At 44.5% G+C, this 20403-nt stretch carries 17 protein-coding genes; 7 read left to right on the plus strand and 10 right to left on the minus strand.

The genetic code is table 11. The features are described 5' to 3' along the window. Window positions 1-108 precede the first annotated feature (108 nt). Both FTT87_RS08765 and FTT87_RS08770 read right to left on the minus strand, forming a co-directional pair. Window positions 109-318 (minus strand): hypothetical protein, encoded by a 210-nt coding sequence (locus tag FTT87_RS08765; RefSeq protein ID WP_180174710.1) that lies wholly within the window; start codon window positions 316-318, stop codon window positions 109-111. 62 nt (window positions 319-380) lie between these two features. After that, entirely contained in the window at window positions 381-3275 is a 2895-nt protein-coding gene (locus tag FTT87_RS08770; RefSeq protein WP_180174711.1) for a valine--tRNA ligase, read from the minus strand. Between the two features lie 184 nt (window positions 3276-3459). Between FTT87_RS08770 and FTT87_RS08775 the strand changes: the two genes are divergently transcribed. Together FTT87_RS08775 and FTT87_RS08780 are read left to right on the plus strand one after the other, a co-directional pair. Further along, complete coding sequence (locus FTT87_RS08775; RefSeq protein ID WP_180043204.1) at window positions 3460-4146, plus strand: hypothetical protein; 687 nt, start codon at window positions 3460-3462, stop codon at window positions 4144-4146. Between the two features lie 20 nt (window positions 4147-4166). Then, window positions 4167-4973 (plus strand): SDR family oxidoreductase, encoded by an 807-nt coding sequence (locus FTT87_RS08780; RefSeq protein WP_180080649.1) that lies wholly within the window; start codon window positions 4167-4169, stop codon window positions 4971-4973. Between the two features lie 88 nt (window positions 4974-5061). On the opposite strand, the gene FTT87_RS08785 is transcribed toward FTT87_RS08780, so the two are convergent. The 8 genes from FTT87_RS08785 to sdsA all read right to left on the minus strand — a co-directional run bounded on the left by FTT87_RS08785 (window position 5062) and on the right by sdsA (window position 15721). Beyond that, window positions 5062-5496, minus strand: a complete 435-nt coding sequence (locus FTT87_RS08785) for a YbjQ family protein (protein WP_180174712.1) — start codon at window positions 5494-5496, stop codon at window positions 5062-5064. 3 nt (window positions 5497-5499) lie between these two features. Continuing rightward, a complete protein-coding gene (locus FTT87_RS08790; RefSeq protein ID WP_180080651.1) occupies window positions 5500-5856 on the minus strand; it encodes a YbjQ family protein in 357 nt (118 codons plus the stop codon). A gap of 105 nt (window positions 5857-5961) precedes the next feature. After that, the gene (gene adeK, locus FTT87_RS08795; protein WP_180080681.1) at window positions 5962-7422 is read right to left on the minus strand and encodes a multidrug efflux RND transporter AdeIJK outer membrane channel subunit AdeK; all 1461 of its coding nucleotides are present in this window, start codon (window positions 7420-7422) and stop codon (window positions 5962-5964) included. After that, window positions 7422-10604, minus strand: coding sequence for an efflux RND transporter permease subunit (locus FTT87_RS08800; RefSeq protein ID WP_086196868.1), 3183 nt, complete (start codon window positions 10602-10604; stop codon window positions 7422-7424). The genes adeK and FTT87_RS08800 overlap by 1 nt, the downstream gene beginning before the upstream one ends. A 12-nt stretch (window positions 10605-10616) precedes the next feature. Further along, on the minus strand, window positions 10617-11870 hold the full coding sequence (locus tag FTT87_RS08805; RefSeq protein ID WP_180174713.1) for an efflux RND transporter periplasmic adaptor subunit: 1254 nt from the start codon (window positions 11868-11870) through the stop codon (window positions 10617-10619). A gap of 31 nt (window positions 11871-11901) precedes the next feature. Then, window positions 11902-12507 (minus strand): phosphatase PAP2 family protein, encoded by a 606-nt coding sequence (locus tag FTT87_RS08810; protein ID WP_180080653.1) that lies wholly within the window; start codon window positions 12505-12507, stop codon window positions 11902-11904. A gap of 147 nt (window positions 12508-12654) precedes the next feature. Continuing rightward, the gene (locus tag FTT87_RS08815; protein WP_180043200.1) at window positions 12655-14709 is read right to left on the minus strand and encodes a site-specific recombinase; all 2055 of its coding nucleotides are present in this window, start codon (window positions 14707-14709) and stop codon (window positions 12655-12657) included. Window positions 14710-14743: 34 nt separating this feature from the next. Continuing rightward, the gene (gene sdsA, locus FTT87_RS08820; RefSeq protein ID WP_086196865.1) at window positions 14744-15721 is read right to left on the minus strand and encodes an All-trans-nonaprenyl-diphosphate synthase; all 978 of its coding nucleotides are present in this window, start codon (window positions 15719-15721) and stop codon (window positions 14744-14746) included. 436 nt (window positions 15722-16157) lie between these two features. Between sdsA and rplU the strand changes: the two genes are divergently transcribed. The 5 genes from rplU to serS all read left to right on the plus strand — a co-directional run bounded on the left by rplU (window position 16158) and on the right by serS (window position 20336). Continuing rightward, window positions 16158-16469, plus strand: coding sequence for a 50S ribosomal protein L21 (gene rplU / locus FTT87_RS08825; RefSeq protein ID WP_086196864.1), 312 nt, complete (start codon window positions 16158-16160; stop codon window positions 16467-16469). 18 nt (window positions 16470-16487) lie between these two features. Then, window positions 16488-16745: a 50S ribosomal protein L27 gene (gene rpmA, locus FTT87_RS08830; RefSeq protein ID WP_086196863.1), complete on the plus strand. Its 258-nt coding sequence runs from the start codon at window positions 16488-16490 to the stop codon at window positions 16743-16745. Between the two features lie 219 nt (window positions 16746-16964). Next, complete coding sequence (gene lolA / locus FTT87_RS08835) at window positions 16965-17663, plus strand: outer membrane lipoprotein chaperone LolA (RefSeq protein ID WP_131274099.1); 699 nt, start codon at window positions 16965-16967, stop codon at window positions 17661-17663. 493 nt (window positions 17664-18156) lie between these two features. Next, window positions 18157-18945, plus strand: a complete 789-nt coding sequence (locus tag FTT87_RS08840; RefSeq protein WP_180174714.1) for an RsiV family protein — start codon at window positions 18157-18159, stop codon at window positions 18943-18945. A 119-nt stretch (window positions 18946-19064) separates the two neighbouring features. Beyond that, entirely contained in the window at window positions 19065-20336 is a 1272-nt protein-coding gene (serS, locus tag FTT87_RS08845) for a serine--tRNA ligase (RefSeq protein WP_092819745.1), read from the plus strand. Window positions 20337-20403: the final 67 nt, after the last annotated feature.

A 20403-nucleotide genomic window follows, 5' to 3' on the forward strand; every position in this document is an offset into this window, starting at 1 on the left:
ATCAATAACACAGAAGATTTCTGTAAAATCAAACATGGTGGTTAGAGTCTTTGGTTTGTGTAGTAACTTTCTAAATGGCTCTAACCATCTTTTTTTCAAGCGGTTTTCTTATCCGTAATTCGGGTTAAATAACTCTCGAATTTCTTTTTCTTCAATCTCACGTGATTTGTAACCTAAGACTTTAGATAAAAAGCGAATTTGAGATCTAATTAAATTTTCAGCACCAGAGTCTAAATATTTTATAGAAGTAAAAAATATAGCGAATAGTGTTATAGCTACACTAGCTACAGCAATCCAAGCAGTAATATCTGAGTTCATAGAAAATAAAGGGCTGAATAATCAGCCCTTTATACTACGAATTTGGTTAAATTAACAACACTTTACAGCGCCGCAATCTGCTCCATATTCGCTTTAATCTTCGCTAACTGGTCAGCAAATTCAGCAAGTTTCACTTTCTCGCCTTCAACCACAGCAGCAGGTGCTTTTGCTACGAAACCTTCGTTAGAAAGTTTAGTTGCAATTTGGTCGTGCTGTTTTTGAACCTTGTCTAAGTCTTTTTGTAGACGACCCAATTCCGCTTTAGGATCAATTAAACCCTTCATTGGAACGTATACAGATACGTGACCGACTACAGATGAAGAAGACAATGGTGGTTGTTCACCATCAGCAAGGAAAGTGATGCTTTCAACTTTTGCCAATGCTTTGAACAATGCTTCGATACGTGTGATCTGTGCTTTCTCAGCATCCGTTGTATTTTGCAGCAGAACAGGCAACAAACGTGCATTACCTAAGCCCATCTCACCACGGATGTTACGCACCGCACCAATTAAACCTTGCAGCCAGTGCATATCTGCTTCAGCCTGGTCATTAATCAATGCTTGCTCAGCAACAGGGTACGGCGCCAACATAATGGTTTCGCCAGAAATACCAAGTTTAGGTGCAAGCGTTTGCCAGATTTCTTCAGTCAGATAAGGCATCAACGGATGAGCTAAACGTAAAGACGCTTCCATTACCGAAAGAAGAACACGACGAACTTCAGCTTTACGCTCTTCAGATACGTTTTCATCGTTGAGTACAGGCTTGGTCAGTTCGACATACCAGTCACAGTATTCATTCCAGATGAATTCGTAAATCGCTTGAGCAGCCAAGTCTAAACGGTAGGTTGCAAATGCAGTTTGTACCGCAGCAGTCGCTTTTTGTAGACGGCTCACGATCCATTGTTCAGGCAATTCCCAAAGATCAGGACGCGCAGTTTGACCAACCGTTTGACCTTCAACATTCATCATTACGAAACGAGTACCGTTCCAGATTTTGTTGGCAAAGTTACGGTAGCCTTCAACACGCTTCATATCGAACTTGATGTCACGACCTGTGTTTGCAAGCGCACAGAATGTGAAACGAACCGCGTCTGTACCGTAAGATTGAATACCTTCAGGGAATTCTTTACGCGTTGATTTTTCAATCTTCGCCGCTTGTTTCGGGTTCATCAAACCTGTGGTACGTTTTTGTACTAAAGTTTCTAAATCCACACCGTCAATCAAATCTAATGGGTCAAGTACATTACCCTTAGATTTAGACATCTTCTGACCTTCGCCATCACGTACCAAACCATGTACATACACAGTTTTGAACGGCACTTGTGGCGTACCATCTTCATTTTTCATGAAGTGCATGGTCAGCATGATCATACGGGCAACCCAGAAGAAGATGATGTCAAAACCTGTCACCAATACATCAGTCGGGTGGAATGTATTGAGGAAGTAGTTTTCCGCATCTTTCTTGGCATCACCAGTCCAACCTAAAGTTGAGAATGTCCAAAGACCTGAAGAGAACCAGGTATCGAGTACATCTTCGTCTTGGTTTAATTGAATATCTGCAGGGATGTTGTTTTTCGCACGAACTTCAGCTTCATCACGACCAACGAATACGTTACCTTCAGCATCGTACCAAGCTGGGATGCGGTGACCCCACCACAATTGACGCGAGATACACCAGTCTTGGATGTTGTTCATCCACGCCATGTACATGTTGCTGTACTGCTCAGGCACGAACTTGATACGACCGTCTTGAACTGCTTCAATCGCAGGTTTCGCAAGTGGTGCAATTTTCACATACCATTGGTCTGTGAGTAGAGGCTCAACGATTACGCCTGAACGGTCACCACGAGGTGGTTTAAGCGTATATGGTTGAATCTGGTCTAACCAGCCTTCCGCTTCAGCTTGCTCAACCAGTTTTTTACGTGCTTCAAAACGCTCTAAACCAACGTACTCTGCAGGGGCAGGAATGGTTTTAGAGATTTGCTCGCCGGCTTTCGCAATGTATTCAAACTCAGCCAATACTTCAGCATTTTTGTTGAAGATGTTAATGATTGGCAATTCGCAGCGTTTACCCACTTCATAGTCATTGAAGTCATGCGCAGGGGTGATTTTTACACAGCCGGTTCCGAATTCTTTGTCGACATATTCATCTTTAACAATAGGAACCGCACGACCGGTAATTGGCAGGATGATGTTTTTACCCACTAGGTCTGCATAGCGTTCATCATCCAGCGCAACTGCAACTGCTGTATCACCCAGCAAGGTTTCAGGACGCGTTGTTGCTACTACGATGTAATCTTTACCATCATGCGTGCGCAGTGATTTGTCTTCAAAGAAATATTTGAAGTGCCACAGTGAACCTGCTTCTTCTTTATCTGATTCTACTTCCAGATCAGACAGTGCAGTTTGTAATTTTGGATCCCAGTTTACCAAACGTTTGCCGCGGTAGATCAAACCTTCTTCATGCAGTTTTACAAACACTTCTTTCACCGCATTGGATAAACCTTCATCCATGGTGAAGCGTTCACGAGACCAGTCTACAGAAGAGCCCAGGCGACGGATTTGACGGGTAATGTTACCGCCAGACTGTTCTTTCCATTCCCAGACTTTTTCGATGAACTTTTCACGGCCCAGGTCATGACGGCTAATACCTTCTGCACCCAACTGACGCTCTACCACCATTTGCGTTGCAATACCGGCGTGGTCCGTACCCGGTTGCCATAAGGTATTTTTGCCTGACATACGGTTAAAACGGGTCAGTGCATCCATGATGGCATTGTTAAAACCATGACCCATGTGCAAGCTACCGGTGACGTTTGGTGGCGGAATCATGATACAGAATGATTCGCCTTTTTCAGACGGCTTGAAGTAACCGCGCTCTTCCCAAGTTTGGTACCATTTTTTCTCGATCTCGGTAGGATCGTATGTCGTAGCAATATTTTGCGCAGAATCAGTCATAGTGAAAACAGATCAAAAGTGAATAAAAAATTGCAGTTATTGTAGCAAAAAAAATGACAGATGAGACAGCTAAAGAAAATGCAAAAATAAGCGATTGGCACATACACAATTCGGTTCTATGATGAGAGTATTATAAAAACAGCGCAGATGATCGCAGAACAATACTAAAAAGGAGATGATCACCATGAATTATATGATTTCTTTAAAATTAAAATCAGAAACACATCAACGGTTCCAGCAGATTCACCAGCAACTCAATCAGGGCAAAAGCGAAAGTCTGGCGAAACCGCTGGGTGAAGTCCTGGCGGATATCTCTTGTGAAATTGTTGATCAGGTGTTTGGTGAAATTGCCCGTTTATCTACCTCCAGTGACCGGGAATCTGAAAAAGTGGTGCAACAGATTTTAGATACGGTACGTAAATATATGCCGTGGTCGGTGTCATTTTTTGGTAATGACCGCCTCACTCCAATGGTTAATTATTTGATTGAAATGGCACATGAAAAAAATGACCAATACTATATTTCCTATCAGGTTGATCATGTGCTGGTGGTGGAACTGTTAGGTTGTGTGGAACAAGTCAAGAGTGGAAATAGCCAATATGTTTCGCCTGCCTTGAAAGCTTTTACCGAAATGGTCGATCAAGGCGTGACCTATTTGCTACGTGAGCCTAAAAAAATGTTGAAATTCAATTTGGTGGTTGATAAAACCCTGAATGGGGTGATTCATTTGACCACGCAAATGGGCTATAAACGTTTGGAAAAAATTGGAACTTATTATGATGCTCAAGATACTCATCGTTATCTTGATCATTTTCTGATGTTTTTGAACCCAGAGCCCAAAAATGATAGATCAAACCATTCTGAAATGTAATTTAAAACAGGAAGCATAACATGGCGCAGCAGGACAGTTTAAACAACAAAGTGGTATGGATTACCGGTGCATCTTCAGGTTTAGGCAAGGCTCTTGCTCAGGAGTGTGCTTTGCAGGGTGCACAGGTGGTACTGACTGCACGCCGTATCGATGAACTGGAAAACGTCCGTTTAAGCTTACCTCATCCTGATCAGCATATTTGTGTCGCTGCCGATATTACTGATGAAAATCAGGTTCGTCATGCTTATGAGCAAGTGCTAAGTCAGAAAGGGCGTATCGACTGGTTAATCAATAATGCCGGTTTAAGCCAGCGTGCCCTGATTGCCGACACCACCATGCAAACTGAACGTGCCATTATGGAAGTGGATTATTTCTCACAAGTATTTCTGACCAAAACGGTTTTACCGACTTTCCTGCAACAAAAGTCGGGCCGGATTATCTTCGTTTCTAGCGTGGCAGGTTTATTGGGGACTCAGTACCGTGCCAGCTATTCGGCGGCAAAAGCGGCGATTCACATGTGGGCGAATAGCTTGCGTGCTGAGGTGGCACAAGAGGGTGTTCATGTCAGTGTGGTGTTCCCGGGTTTTGTCAAAACCAATGTGTCTTTCAACGCCTTAAATGGAGAAGGCAAACCGCAGGGGCATCAGGATGAAGCGATTGAAAATGGTCTGGAGCCAGAAGCGTTTGCCAAAACCGTGCTGAGTGCTTTGCTGAACGGTGAAGAATACATTGTAGTGGGTGGGACTAAAGAAAAACTGGGGGTATGGATGTCACGCTTATCGCCAAGCACACTGTATAAAATGATCCGTAAGGCTAAGGTGAAATAATTAAAGCTCCCTCGTTTTTAAAAGGAAGCTTTAAAGTCCCCCTTTGCAAAAGGGGGATTTAGGGGGATTCAAACCTTATTTAATTTACTTAACCCCGAATCGCCGTCCCATAAGCAAACACTTCTACCATCCCGCCTTGCATGCCCATCTCTGTGGTACTGAGGCGTAAGCCCATAATCTGGGTTGCACCGATTTTCTCGGCTTCCAGTTTCAAGCGGACAATCGCTTCACGTCGGGCACGTTCCACCACACTTTCATAACTGGTCAGACGACCACCGAAAAAGTTCTGGATATTGGCAATCACATATTTAAAGTAATCATGCGAAATTACTACATTGCTGCTCACCAGTTGCCCCGGATATGAAGATATTTTAAAACGGCTATTATCCAGGGTGATATAAGCCAAACGCTGTTCATTTTCCGCCAGTGAATCCAGGTGCTTGCGTTCATTGTATCTGCCGAAACCAAAACCGAGTGCAAATAAAATGGCAAAAACAACTATCTGGAGAATTAACCCATCCATCACTTAGACCTGCGCTTGAAATGGATCGGGAAGTTTAGGAATGTTTGGCTCCACCACAACTGCTGTGCCATACACAAAAAGTTCCGAAGCACCTTGGGCAATATTGGAGGTTGAAAAACGGATGCCAACCACGGCATTGGCGCCCATTAATCTGGCCTTTTCAATCATGCGGTTCATGGCTTCCTGCCGCGACTCTTCCAGCAGTTCAGTATAGGCCGTCAGTTCACCACCGACAATATTTTTTAAGCCTGCAAGCAGGTCACGTCCGACATGCTTACTGCGTACAGTGCTGCCATAGACCACATCGAGTTGACGAATAACGGTATGACCCGGAACAGATTCTAAATTACTCAGCAGCATGTTTTGATATTCAAATGAAATGGGATTTATTGAAGATAGGAAATCATGTTTAAAAAAGCAATAAAAAAGCCTGCATGGCGCAGGCTTTTTTATCATATTGGAATATTACTGAGCACTGTTTGCCGCTTTGCGTTCAGCCGAAGAAGGTACCTGTTGAACGGCATCACCGGTGTTGGCTTTAATACCGCCACCCAGGGTCTTATACAATTCAACCTGGTTATTCATGTTGGCTTGTTCAAGCAACAATAAACCCTGTTCGGCTGCATATGATGCACGTTGTGCATCCAGTACCGTCAGGTAGCTGTCAATACCGGCGCGGAAGCGGGCATTTGACAATCGGTAAGTGGTATTGGTTGCATCCACCAGACGGCGCTGTGCTGCCAGACGGTCACCAATATTCTGACGTACCGCCAATGCATCATTCACTTCACGGAAAGCGGATTGAATCGATTTTTCATAGTCAGATAAGGCAATTTGCTGATCTGTTTCTGAAATCTTGATGTTGGCTTTACGCGTACCCCAATCGAAGATTGGCAGGTCGATGCTCGGACCCACTGACCAGACAAATCCACCTGATTTAAACAGGTCGCTCAAGCTGGTTGAGGCATAGCCTGCGTTGCCGGTCAGACTGATAGTCGGGAACATGCGTGCTTTGGCTGCACCAATATTAGCACCCGCCGCAGACAGTTTATATTCCGCAGCACGAATGTCAGGACGATTATTTAACAAGTCACTTGGTAAACCGGCACCAATGGCATTGCTTTGACTGATACGTGTGACACGTTGAGTCGGCAGCAAATTGGCAGGAACCGCTTGACCAACCAGCAGGTTCAGCAGGTTTTGTGCCTGGGCAATTTGGGTCTTGTAATTGGCCACATCGTTACGGGCCGTTTCTACAGAAATTTGTGCCTGACGCACAGGAACTTCACTGTCGATACCGACATCGAAACGTTTTTTATTGAGGTTATAAGACTCAAGCTGGGCTTTCAGCGTTTGCTCGGCAAGTTTTAAATTGGCATTGGCAAACGAATAATTCAACCAGGCTTGTGCAACCTGACCTATCAATGCAATTTGAGTCGCATCACGCGCACTTGAAGTCGCTAAATACGTATCTAAAGCATTGTCTTTCAAGCTGCGCACGCGGCCCCAAAAATCCAGCTCATAGGCAGTCACACCTAAGCCGACATTGTAGCTGGTCATCGCACCCTTGGTGTTCATTGTATCCTGACGCAGTACACTGCCACTGGCACCAATGGTTGGCAGCTGGTTGTTCTGGGTAATTTGGTACTGCTGCTGTGCACGCTGAATATTCAACGTTGAAGTACGCAAATCACGGTTATTAGCCAATGCCAGATCAAGCACTTGAAGCAAGCGTGGATCGGCAAAAAAGTCTTTATAACCTTTTTCAGCAATTGAAGGTCCAGAACTTGCGGTTAAATAACCCTGTTCTGGAATATTTGCTTGAGCTACGGGCTCTGGGCCACGCATGCTTTGACAGGCTGTCAAAGCAAGCGCAAGTGCAGATACCGCAATGCTACGACCTGAAATAGACCATACCTTTTGCATCACGATGCTTGCTCCTGATTATTTTGGTTTTTAGGTTTGTATTTAAAGATACTTCGAATCCAGACGTAGAACACCGGAATAAAGAAGATACCCAATAAAGTCGAACTGATTACGCCACCCAGTACACCATATCCGACTGAATGTTGGCTACCTGCACCTGCACCTGCAGCCAGTGCAAGCGGAAGTACACCAAAACCGAAGGCAAGGGTGGTCATAATAATGGGACGTAAACGCATTTTCGCTGCATGAAGCGTCGCTTCAAGCAAAGGCTCGCCTTTATCCTCCTGCAGCTCCTTGGCGAATTCTACAATCAGGATCGCATTCTTCGCAGCCAAACCAATGACGGCAATAATCGCGACCTGGAAGTAAATGTTATTCGACAAGTTTGGATCTTTCAGTACGATCATGCCAAGGAACGTTAAGCCAATTGCACCGACAATACCTAAAGGAATCACCAACAGTACCGAGAATGGAATAGACCAGCTTTCATACAATGCAGCAAGACACAGGAACACGATTAACATAGAAAGCCCGTATAGACCCGCAGTTTGCGAACCTGCTTCACGTTCTTCTAAAGATAAACCTGTCCATTCATAGTCAAAACCGCTCATGCCCATTTGTGGCAGTTTGGCAATGATTTCTTCCATGGCGAGCATTGCATCACCAGAGCTGACGCCCGGTGCAGGGGTACCCTGAATATTCACCGATGCAATACCGTTATAACGTTCAAGACGTGGCGAACCATAGGTCCATTCACCGGTTGCAAAGGCAGAGAACGGCACCATTTGTCCCAGGTTGTTACGTACGTACCACTTGTTTAAATCTTCCGGCATCATACGCGCATCGGGTACGGCCTGAACATAGACTTTTTTCACGCGACCGCGGTCAATAAAGTCATTAATGTATGAACCACCCCAAGCAATACTCATGGTGCTGTTGATTTCAGAAATACTGACGCCCATAGCGCTGGCTTTTTCATTATCAACATAAATTTTGTATTGCGGCGTATCTTCTTGGCCGTTCGGACGCACACCGACAAGACGTTTATCTTGTGCTGCCATACCCAGAATCATGTTACGGGCAGTAATCAGTTTTTCGTGACCACTACCTGCAGCATCTTTCAACTGCAAGTTAAAGCCAGCAGAAACACCCAGTTCCGGCATTGCAGGAAGCTGCAAAGGCATCACGTAAGAGGCATCTTTGGCAATCACGTTCAGGGCCATACCACGCTGGATGATGGCACCGATTTGAGATTCAGGTGTTGTACGCTCACTCCAGTCTTTTAACTTAATGAAGGCTAAACCGGCATTCTGACCGATACCCGTGAATGAGAAGCCCGCAACGCTGAAGATAGAATCGACATTGGCCTTTTCACCTTCCATAAAGAAACCGTTCATTTGATCAATCACTTTTTCGGTACGATCAAGTGTGGCATTCGGTGGAAGCTGAACCAGCGTCATTACTACACCCTGGTCTTCATTCGGCAGGAATGAACTTGGCAGGTTCTTGAACATGAACAGCAAGCCAGCGATGACCACGGCATAAATGGCACCCGCAATGATTTTATGAATCAGCAGTTTGCCTACCCATTTCTGGTAACCGACTGATAAGCGGTCAAAGCCATGGTTAAACCAACGGAAGAAGCGTGCGAACACACCATTGCTTTCCGGCTTGTCTTTATCATGCTGTTTCAGCAAGGTTGCACAAAGCGCAGGAGTGAAGGTCAGGGCAATGGCCAGGGATAAAATCATCGCGGTCACAAGCGTGATCGAGAACTGGCGATAAATTACACCGGTCGTACCACTGAAGAATGCCATCGGTACGAATACTGCGGTTAATACTGTCGTAATACCGATCAGGGCACCCGAAATCTGTTGCATCGACTTTTCAGTCGCCGTAACCGGATCGAGATGTTCTTCCTGCATCACTCGTTCTACGTTCTCGACCACAACAATCGCATCATCCACCAGCAAACCAATTGCAAGGACCATGGCAAACATGGTGAGGGTGTTAATCGAGAAGCCAAACAGGTTGATGATGGCAAAAGTACCCAACACCACTACAGGCACGGCCATGGTTGGAATCAGGGTGGCACGCCAGTTCTGCAAGAACAGGAACATCACCAGGAATACCAGCACAATCGCTTCAATTAAGGTGTGAACCACACTTTCAATCGAAAGTTTGATAAACGGCGTGGTATCAAACGCCAACTGGTCTTTCAAACCACTTGGATAGTTTTTGCGCAGTTGTTGCAAGCGCTCTTCTACTGCAGTTGCCGTGTCGAGTGCATTTGCACCGGTAGCCAGTTTAATTGCTACACCGCCAGCAGGTTTACCGTTGAATTTAGACCGGAACTGATAGGTGTCAGAGCCTAATTCAACTTTAGCCACGTCACCCACAGTCACTTTTGCACCAGAACCGGCATTTTTCAAGAAAATGGCACGGAACTGTTCAGGTGTTTGCAACAGGCTTTGTGCATTTACAGTGGCATTTAGTACCTGGCCTTCAACAGCAGGCGCACCACCGAGTTGACCTACTGCAACCTGTGCATTCTGGGTGCGCAGTGCGGTCACAACATCACTTGGGGTCAGCTGGTAACTGCTGAGTTTTGCTGGGTCCAGCCAGATACGCATGGCATAAGAACCACCAAAGACCTGAACTTCACCTACACCAGCTACACGGCTTAGCGGTTCAGAAATATTCGAGTTGACGTAGTCTTTGATGTCGGCATCAGAGAGTGAACCATCTGGCGAGTAGAATGCAACTACCTGCAGGAAGCTGGCACCCGATTTGGTCACCTTGAGGCCCTGACGCTGTACATCTTCAGGCAGCAGGGCAGTTGCGGACTGTAATTTGTTTTGCACCTGAACTTGTGCAATATCAGGATCAATGCCTTGTTCAAAGTTCAATGCAATAGATGCCTGACCGTTACCGGCACTGTTGGACGAAATATAGCGTAAGCCATCCAGACCGTTCATTTGCTGTTCAATGATCTGGGTGACTGTATTTTCTACAGTTTCAGCAGATGCACCTGGATAGGTCGCAGCAATGGTTACCGTTGGCGGTGCAATGGTCGGATATTGTGCAATGGGCATTTTGCTGAGGGTTAAAATACCCGCCAGCATAATCACCAATGCAATCACCCAAGCAAAAATCGGGCGATGAATAAAAAAGTGAGCCATTCAGTCTACCCCTTATGCATTTGAAGTAGCTTTTTGTTCAGTTTTAGGTTGTGCTTGGCCAGCAGGTTGGCCTGCTTTATTTGCATCTGCCGCAGGCTGACCTGCACCCTGAGGCTGGTAAGGTTTGGCAACCACGGTTGCGCCTTCTTTCACCTTGGCAATACCATCAACAATGACTTTTTCACCCGTTTGCAAGCCTTTGGTCACAATCCAGTCTTTGCCTTGCACACCGGCAGTTTCAACCGGACGTGTTTCAACCACACCTTTGGCATTCACGATCATGGCAATCGCCTGACCTGTTGGGGTACGGGTAATCGCTGCCTGAGGAATCAGCATGGCATTCGGAATAACACCTTGCACGATTTGAGCAGTTGCATACATGCCTGGAAGCAGTAAATGGTTCGGGTTCTGGAACACAGCACGCAGCGTTACCGTACCGGTTTCCGGATTCACACTGGCATCGGAAAATGCAAGACGACCTTCAATTGGGTAATAACTGCCATCTTCAAGCTTAAGCTTCACTTTAGTATTGTTGCTGCTACCCAAATTGCCTTGGCTCAACTGTTGACGTAAACGCAGCAGCTCGGCACTCGACTGGTTAATGTCAACATAGATTGGATCCAGGCGTTGCACTGTCACTAAAGGTGCTTCCTGGCTTGCGGTAACCAGGGCACCTACAGTGACGCTTGAACGGTTGGTTTGACCTGAAATAGGTGAACGAACGGTAGAATAACCGAGGTTGATTTCTGCATTTTTAAGTTCGGCCTGGGTTGCCGCGACATCCGCTTCAGCCAGTTTTACTTGTGCAGCAATATCATCATATTCTTGTTTTGAAATGGCATTGGTGCCGACAAGTTGACGGTAACGTCCTTCTTTCACGCGTAATAGGTTTAAGTTGGCCTGCTGACGGTTGAGCGCAGCACGTGCACTGGCGACAGTTTCACGGTTGGTTCGCGAGTCAATTTCATACAGTGCCTGTCCTTGACGGACATAACTTCCTTCAGTAAACAGACGTTTAAGAATGACACCACTGGTTTGTGGTCGGACTTCAGAAATTTCAAATGCCGTCATACGACCAGAAAGTTCTACCGATTGCTCTACGCTTTGGGGTTGAGCAACAATGACACCGACTTCAGCCGGTGGCATTTTTTGGGCTGCTGCAGCTTGCTGCGCATCCTTGGGATCTTTGCTACAACCAACAAGTGCAATACTTGTTGCTAATGCGCAAGCGGTAAGGGCGGGTGCCCATAGCTTTGCAGACATCATTGTTCCACCTCGATTAGATTCTTCTCTAAAACTAATTTCTTTTTTCTCTACTTAATTTGGCATACAGCAGATAAAGTAGTGTGATCCAAATAAAACTTATGCTCCAACCCGCCAAGACATCAGAGGGGAAATGCACGCCCAGATAAACCCTGGAAATTCCCATAACAAACAGCCAGATAAAAGCACATATACAAACCAGTATGTGCTGGGGATGTTTTTGACTGAGATAAATTGCAAGACAACCCAAAGTTGCGGCATAAAGGCTATGCGCACTGGGAAATGCAGCACCATAGCTTGCAACCAGATGATACATTTCGGGTGGGCGAGGTCTTGAAATTACATATTTAAGTAGCCAAACCGTGGCAGTACTTCCGATCAGCCCCATGCCAATAAAAACAACATTTGTAAATTTTTTATACCATGCCTGCTGTAAACACCAGACTGTGGTTAAAAATAACACAAATGGCATACCGCCTATAGTCGAAAGTGTGATGAATATTCTATTTAGTGGCACGCTACGATGCTGGCTCAACCATTCAATCATCACCCAGTCGAAGTGATTCAAGAATGGCGTAACCAACATTAATATGCTGAAAATAAATAAGAAAAATCCTACACCAAGCAACAGATAAGGCATGTAAGCAACCTTTGTTATCTTAGTCGATTGAAGCATGACTAATGAATGGTTAAAGTGTACTCATCAGTACACTTTATTTCAAGTATGTGTAAATTATGCTTTTCTTTTTACCGATTTTTTAACATGAAGTAAAACAAAAATAGCAAATTACTTGAGTGCCGATTTTTGCGGTGTTGAAAATTCATCTACTTCTAATGGAGTTTTTGGCGGCCAAAAAAAGTCACTGGGGCGAGTCAGGAAGTGGGTGAGTACCAGTTTGGCCAATGGCTTCCATTGTTCAAAGCGAACGCGGCGAGCACGTAACGCGACAATAATCGTTAAAGTAAAACTCACAAACAGGTTGGTCAAACCAATTAACAATACACCTAAAAATGACACAATAATCAAGCCAATTTCAGGGCTGCCATTAATACAAATCAAACCCTGAATAAAGTTGGCTGAAGCAAAGGCAATGTGGCGAATATCCAGAGGTAGCCCTAAAATAAAACCGATGGTGCCCATACTGCCAAGCATGATTCCGAACAGGAAGTTCCCCGCTAATGCGCCTAAATTGCGTTCGATATAGGCGGCAAATTTATTCAGGCGTTCTTGCCCCAATAACTGTTTTAAGTTTGCATGGGCCTGTAAACGTGGACCCACCTTACGGTACACCGCCATGTTGTCAAAATAGCCGGCAATCAGTCCTGAAAAGAATAGACACACCCCGGCAATCGCTGCATGAGGAATGGCCAGTGAGGTAAATGGATTGAGGGAATGTAAGGTTTTGGTGGCTTTGACATGAGTTAAAAGCGGTTCATCCATGCCGTACTGCCAGAGCAGGGTGATGACGGCCGCAGTAGGAATGGCAATGGAAATATTACCTAGAATGGCAATGAACTGGGTGCGGATGATGTTAATGATCAGTGCGGCAAGTTCAGCAATCTGTGCGGTTTTAGAGCCTTTGGTCTGTTGTACCGTTGCTGCAAGTGCTGCGGCAGTCATGGCGGGCTGTTTGGTGGCAACGGTAAAATGCAAGACATGAATCAGCATAAACCCGAATGAATAATTCATGCTAAAGACCAAGGCCTGCATGATGGGTGCCATGGCCATTCGCGCAGCCAATATTTTCAAGCTGGCCATGGTGGCAATAATGACACCGGCACCTGCAGCCGATTTATACATCGACCAAAAACCTTGCTTGTCGGTACTTACATAGTGTTCACCGGTTTTACTGGCATTCTCGGTGACCTGTAATGCAATCAGTTCGCTATTGGCGGCTAAAAGTGACCGGACACTGCGCTCGCTATAAATGGCATGGGTGATATCGACCAGCAACAAGCCTAAAGATTCATAGCGAAGCTGGTCTTCATCCATAATCAGATTAAGTAACAGTTCAATACGGTCCAGACATTGTTCCAGTAATGACAGCAGATAGGTCAGGCTTAAACTCACACCAATTCTTTTGGTGGCACGACGAATTTTTAATACCACATCCCGACATTGCTCAATCATGACCAAAGCTTGAGATGCGTCTGGAGGAACAATTAAGGCCATCGGATCGGTGTTTTGATGCAGTGCCTTGTAATGCTGGATAAATTCATTGATTTCCCGGTTTTGTACCAAGAACGGCGATTCATATTCGGTAAGTTCCGGATGGGCGTTAATAAATTCCGGATACAGCCCAATGCCACTAATCCGGTAAGATAAAACGGTAATGGCCTTGATCAGCTCACTTTTAATTTTAAGCTTGTCTTGCTGATTGCTGTGACCCTGATTGATCAAAGCAAAGAGTTTTTGCCAGTCTGCATCGACAATGCTATCCAGCCAGTATTTGTCACTACGCTGATAAAAAACACGCCGTACCAAATCTTGCAGTTGGCTTTGATCATTAATCAGGGGAAGAAAATGCGCCCCCAGGCGCTGAGCGAGCTGATTCCAGAAACCATCCAAAGACAAAATGCCAGTATCGGCATATAAACTGGTTTGCTTGTATTGGTTAATAAGTTTTAAGATAAAATTCTGAAAGGTAGTAACTGCATGGGGTGTAAGCAGCAGTGCCTGGATAAAAGCCTGGAATTTATGGTTAATTTCGTCAAGATTGGTCGAGTCATCTGGGCGAATCCGGTTCACCAGCTCAATCAGCAGTGAATCATCAAGAACAGCCTGACTGGATTCAAGCTGTTTTTGCATTTTTAAAAATAGATCATTAAAATTTATATGCATAGGCGAGGGTTAAAACTATATTTTTCAAATCCCGTTATTGAATCCGGTTGAGGGCAAGCTGCGCCAAATTAATCAGTGCCTGGCGATATTCACTCTCAGGAAGTGCATCTAATGCGTTCAGTGCAAATTGTGTTTCTTCAGTGGCACGTTGGCGGCAATAATCCAGAGCACCACAGCTTTGCACAATCTCGATTACCCGTTCCAACTGGTTAAGACCGCCGGTGGCAATACTACGACGAACAATTTCATGTTCTTCATCGGTGGTTTTTTGCAAGGCAGAGATTAATGGCAAAGTCGGTTTACCTTCCATTAAATCATCACCAATATTTTTACCTAATGTTTCCGCATCGGAAGTATAGTCTAAAATATCATCAATAATCTGAAAGGCATTGCCAAAGTGACCGGCAAAGACGCGCAGGGGTTCACGGTATTGTGGCGTGCCCGATAAAATGGCAGCACCTTCAGTGGCCAGTTCAAATAGGCGCGAAGTTTTACCATGAATAATGTCGAGATACGTCTTTTCGGTGGTTTCAGGCTGATGCTGTGCTTGCAGTTGCAACACCTCACCTTCGGCAATTTCACAGGTACCGGTAGAAAAGTCCTTTAGCAGGGTCATGTCATTCAGGTCGACCAGTAAATCGAAAGCACGGGAAATCAGAAAGTCACCGACCAGAACCGCAGTTTGGTTGTTCCATGTAGCATTGGCTGTAGGACGACCGCGGCGCAAGCCTGATTCATCCACTACATCATCATGGACCAGCGTTGCGGTATGCAGCATTTCAATAATCGCTGCCAGTTTACGCTGGCGTTCGATATCTTCTGCGCCGCAGGCTTTGGCTGCCAATAGGCACATGATTGGGCGCATACGTTTGCCGCCTGCTTCAACCACGTGTTTACTTACCGCCATCACCAAGGCAACTTTTGAAGTGATTCCTTCATTGATAAATGTGTCCATCGCAGCAAAGTCTGAAGCAACAGGAGCGAGAATGTCTTGCTTAAAATCGATGGCCATATGAAGAGAAACCTCTAAAAATTGAATTGCTTATTTATAGTTTAACAACTATAGCTGATATAAGGCGAAGATCTTAATATAGTTGTTTAAAACCTGACTAGGCAAATGGTTTTAAATTTAACCGCATTATTATTATCCAGCCAGATGTGTGATGGAACTGGCACTCGGGTTTTTATACTAGCGAATTGAGTTTAAAAATCTATTACATTGACAAAACGTCAGCTCTACATACATAGCTAAAGGGTCATTTTTTAATACGCTTTGATCGTTTATAAAATAAACTGCGGACAAAGTGCAAAAAAACGCTTAAATGGCTTGTTGTTTGATTTATTATCACTTAATATGTTTGCCCTTATATATCCCCCCAGTGGCGTTCGTATTAAGATCGATATATTCCTTTATCGGCACGACGACACGGGCATGTTTGGAGTACATTATGTACGCAGTAATCCAAAGCGGTGGTAAACAACACCGTGTGGTTGAGGGTGAAACCCTTAAAGTAGAATTGTTGAAAGCTGAAACTGGTACAACTATTACGTTTGATGACGTATTAATGCTTGTAAACGGCGAAAGCATTCAAATTGGTGCTCCAGTTGTTGCTGGTGCGACAGTAACTGCTGAAGTAGTTAGCCACGGTCGTCACGACAAAATCCGTATTGTTAAAATGCGTCGTCGTAAACATTACCGTAAACAACAAGGTCACCGTCAATGGTTTACCGAGTTGAAAATTACTGCTATTTCAGGCTAATTACGAGGATTATGAAACATGGCTACTAAAAAGGCTGGTGGATCGACACGTAACGGTCGTGACTCGAACCCTAAAATGCTAGGTGTTAAAATGTACGGTGGTCAATCTGTGACTGCGGGTAACATTATCGTTCGTCAACGTGGTACAGAATTCCACGCTGGTGCAAACGTAGGTATGGGCCGTGACCATACTTTATTTGCTACCGCTGATGGCGTGATCAAATTCGAAGTGAAAGGTCAGTTTGGCCGTCGCTACGTATCTGTTGAAACTGCATAAGTTTTAATGGTGCGAAAAACCCACATTTGATGTGGGTTTTTTTTATGGCTGAAATTCGCCAAAAACATCTAGGGGTCTCCATCATGATGTAGAAATGGTTACATTGGCTATTAATAACAATACAAAACTTCTTATTTTCTCAATTATTAGAAATAAAAATTGGTTTAAGATGGACGCATTGAACAAATTGCGATACTGCAAATAAAAAAAGGTGATGATATGAAAATGCTTCGTAAAACTCTGTGTGCGATGACCTTGGGGGCTGCAACGCTTGCACCGGTAATGAGTACAACTGTTTTTGCTGCCCCTGTAGCAGCATCGGAGCAGCAAGCAACCAACAATCTGGTCAAGCAGTTAAGTAATATTCGCACATTGTCTGCTAACTTTGAACAAACCACAAAAGCGACTTCTGCTGGTAAAGCCCCGCAGAAAAAAGGCTTGACTGGACAACACATGAATCAAACCTTTAAAGGGGTGATGAAAGTTGCGCGTCCGGGTAAATTCTTCTGGGAAACCACCAGTCCATCCAAACAGACCATTGTGACTTCGGGTAAAACCGTATGGATTTATGACCCTGATTTACAACAAGCCGTCCGTCAAAGTTTAGATGAACAGGTGGCAAATACGCCTGCGTTATTATTGTCGGGGAATACCAGTCAGATTATGAAGTCTTATCGAGTGACTCAGCCCGATAAAGGCAAGACCTATTACACTTTGTACCCTAAAGTGAAAGACAGTGCATTCCAAAGCCTGACCATTAGTTTTGGCGCGAACAAGGCCCCAAGTTTGATGATTTTGCAGGATTCATTAGGGCAAACCACCTATGTGCGCTTTAATAATGTGAAATTGAATCCATCGATTGCTTCTTCAACCTTCAATTTTACACCGCCAAAAGGTACCGATATTATTGATCAATAATATATTGATTTATAATATTTAATTATGAGTTCGTCATAAATTGAAAAGCAGTCCTGTGTGGCTGCTTTTTTATTGGATATGCTGTTTAAAATGAGGGAAATTTTTATTCACCCAGTACCACCCTACAAGAATATGTTCAAGCTTGAACTTAAACATCGTAATACACAATATTTCAAAATCTGCGGATGCGCAGAAGGCGAGGGCTATCTGTTATCTTATCTCTATCATATCTATACAGAATCTTCCTAAGTGGTGATTCTCAATGTGTAAGATTTAACACTTCAGTCTTAGGGAGGAATTATTCCGGGTGTGCATGTACCCTTGGGTTTTCACGATAATTGGGTTGAGCTATCTTAAAATCAGGCAATTTTTTATACAAATGCCTCGTTATTCGGCTAAAAAGAGTTAAAGATACATATTTTAAATGTTATTCAGGGATCTGGCTTTGTATAGTGAAGCCGCATGATCAAAGGCACTAGGTTGTTAAGATAAGATGAAAATACGCACGAATCAACAATGGCTCTGGGCTGTTCCGGTTTCTTTGGCAGCACTCGTTATGGCGGGTTGTCAGGAGCGACCTGCACCGCAAAAGGAACAGGTTAAGGTAGAAAAACAGGAAGCTTCTTCTACAATTCCATTAATTCAAGCCAAGGTTGTTCCTGTGAAACTGAGCAAACCGGAAGCATGTGATGCGGAAGGTTGTACCCAGTATGAGATTCAAACGGTAAAAACCAATCTGAAATGGGTAGATGACTATTTTCTTGATCGGGTGAAAAAAGCCGATCCGATTGCATTTTCTACAGCGCCTAATCAAAAGATCAATACTGCCGAAGGCGCGAATCCCAATCTAAGTCAAAGCTCGACCTATATCCGTTTTGTCAGTCAGCAGTATGATCGGGCAACCTTTGCCATTCAGACCTATACCTATTCATCTGGTGCTGCGCATGGCATGTATCATCAGGAATTTGTCAATTTCGATTTGAAAAACAAAAAGCGTCTGGCGCTGCAAGATATTATGGTCAAAGGCACAGAGCAGCAATTGTTGAATACTTTGTATGATTCAAACAGCATCTGGCTGGAGCAGCACAGTATCGACAGGGAAAAACTGAAATTAAGTGATAATTTTTACTATGGTGCCAATGGTATTGTCTTTGTTTATCCCTTGTATGAGCTGGCTTCCTATGCAGAAGGCATGACCGAGCTGACCTTGCCTTATTCGGCACTGGGCAAACTGATTAAAGCGGAATATCTGCCAGGTTTGCCCAAGTATCCATCGCCCTAATTTCAGCTTAATTCGGGTAAATTTGCTCTAATAAGCCACAGCTGTCCGCTCGATCACTGTCTTTTTTAGTGTTTAGCGCTTACACTATAGCCAGTTTTTTTCTTTGCAAAAGATTGGCTATGATCGACCCGAAATTAATCCGAAATAATATTGAGGCTGTAAATTTAGCCTTGGCAAAACGTGGTGTACAGCTTAATGTCGAAGAGTGGGCTTCCCTTGAAGCTCGCCGTAAAGAGCTTCAATCGAAAACTGAAGCTTTGCAAGCAGAGCGTAATTCGGGTGCAAAACAAGTTGGCCAAATTAAAAAATCTGGTGGCGATGCATCTGAAATCATGGCGCGTATGGCAGCCATTGGTGATGAAATTAAAGCCGCTGAAGTTGCACTTGCAGAATTGCAAACTGAAATTGAAACCAAGTCTTTAAGCATTCCAAACATGCCGCATGAATCTGTACCTGAGGGTAAAGATGAAGACGACAACGTTGAAATTTTAAAATGGGGCACTCCGCGTCAATTTGATTTTGAAATCAAGGATCATACTGATCTGGGTGAATGGATGGGCGGTTTGGAGTTTGAAACTGCAACCAAATTGACCGGTACACGTTTCAGTGTTCTGAAAGGTCCATTGGCGCGTTTACAGCGTGCGCTGACCCAGTTCATGCTGGACACCCATACCCTGAAAAATGGTTATACTGAAGCCTATGTGCCTTATCTAGTCAATGCAGATTCATTGCGCGGTACAGGTCAATTGCCTAAATTTGAAGAAGATTTGTTCAAATTGCAGGGTGAAAAAGAATATTACCTGATTCCGACCGCTGAAGTGCCAGTGACCAATTTCGTGCGTGACGAAATTATTGATCCTGAACGTTTGCCATTGAAATATGCTGCACATACGCCATGTTTCCGCAGCGAAGCAGGTTCCTATGGCCGTGATACCCGTGGCCTGATTCGTCAACATCAGTTCGACAAAGTCGAGATGGTGCAAATTGTAAAACCTGAAGATTCGATGCAGGCTTTGGAAGAACTGACCGGGCATGCTGAAGGCATTTTGCAGGCACTAGGTCTGCCATACCGTAAAATCATTCTGTGTGGTGGCGATATGGGCTTTGGTTCAACCAAGACCTATGACCTTGAAGTCTGGGTACCGAGCCAAAATACCTACCGTGAAATCTCTTCATGTTCAAACATGGGCGATTTCCAGGCCCGCCGTATGAAAGCACGTTACCGTGTTGACCAGAAGAAAACCGAATTTGTGCATACCCTGAACGGTTCTGGTTTGGCTGTTGGCCGTACCTTGCTTGCGGTGATGGAAAACTATCAACGTGCAGACGGTTCGATTGAGGTTCCTGAAGTGCTTCGTCCTTATATGGGCGGTGCGGAATTTATTGATTGATCTTCGGATTGATCAATAAATTTATGAATAGCACAATTTTGTGCATGAAAATTGCTTAAGACAGTCA

Origin of the sequence: Acinetobacter sp. YH01022, assembly GCF_013420235.1 — a bacterium.
In the GTDB taxonomy this organism is placed as follows: Bacteria; Pseudomonadota; Gammaproteobacteria; order Pseudomonadales; family Moraxellaceae; genus Acinetobacter.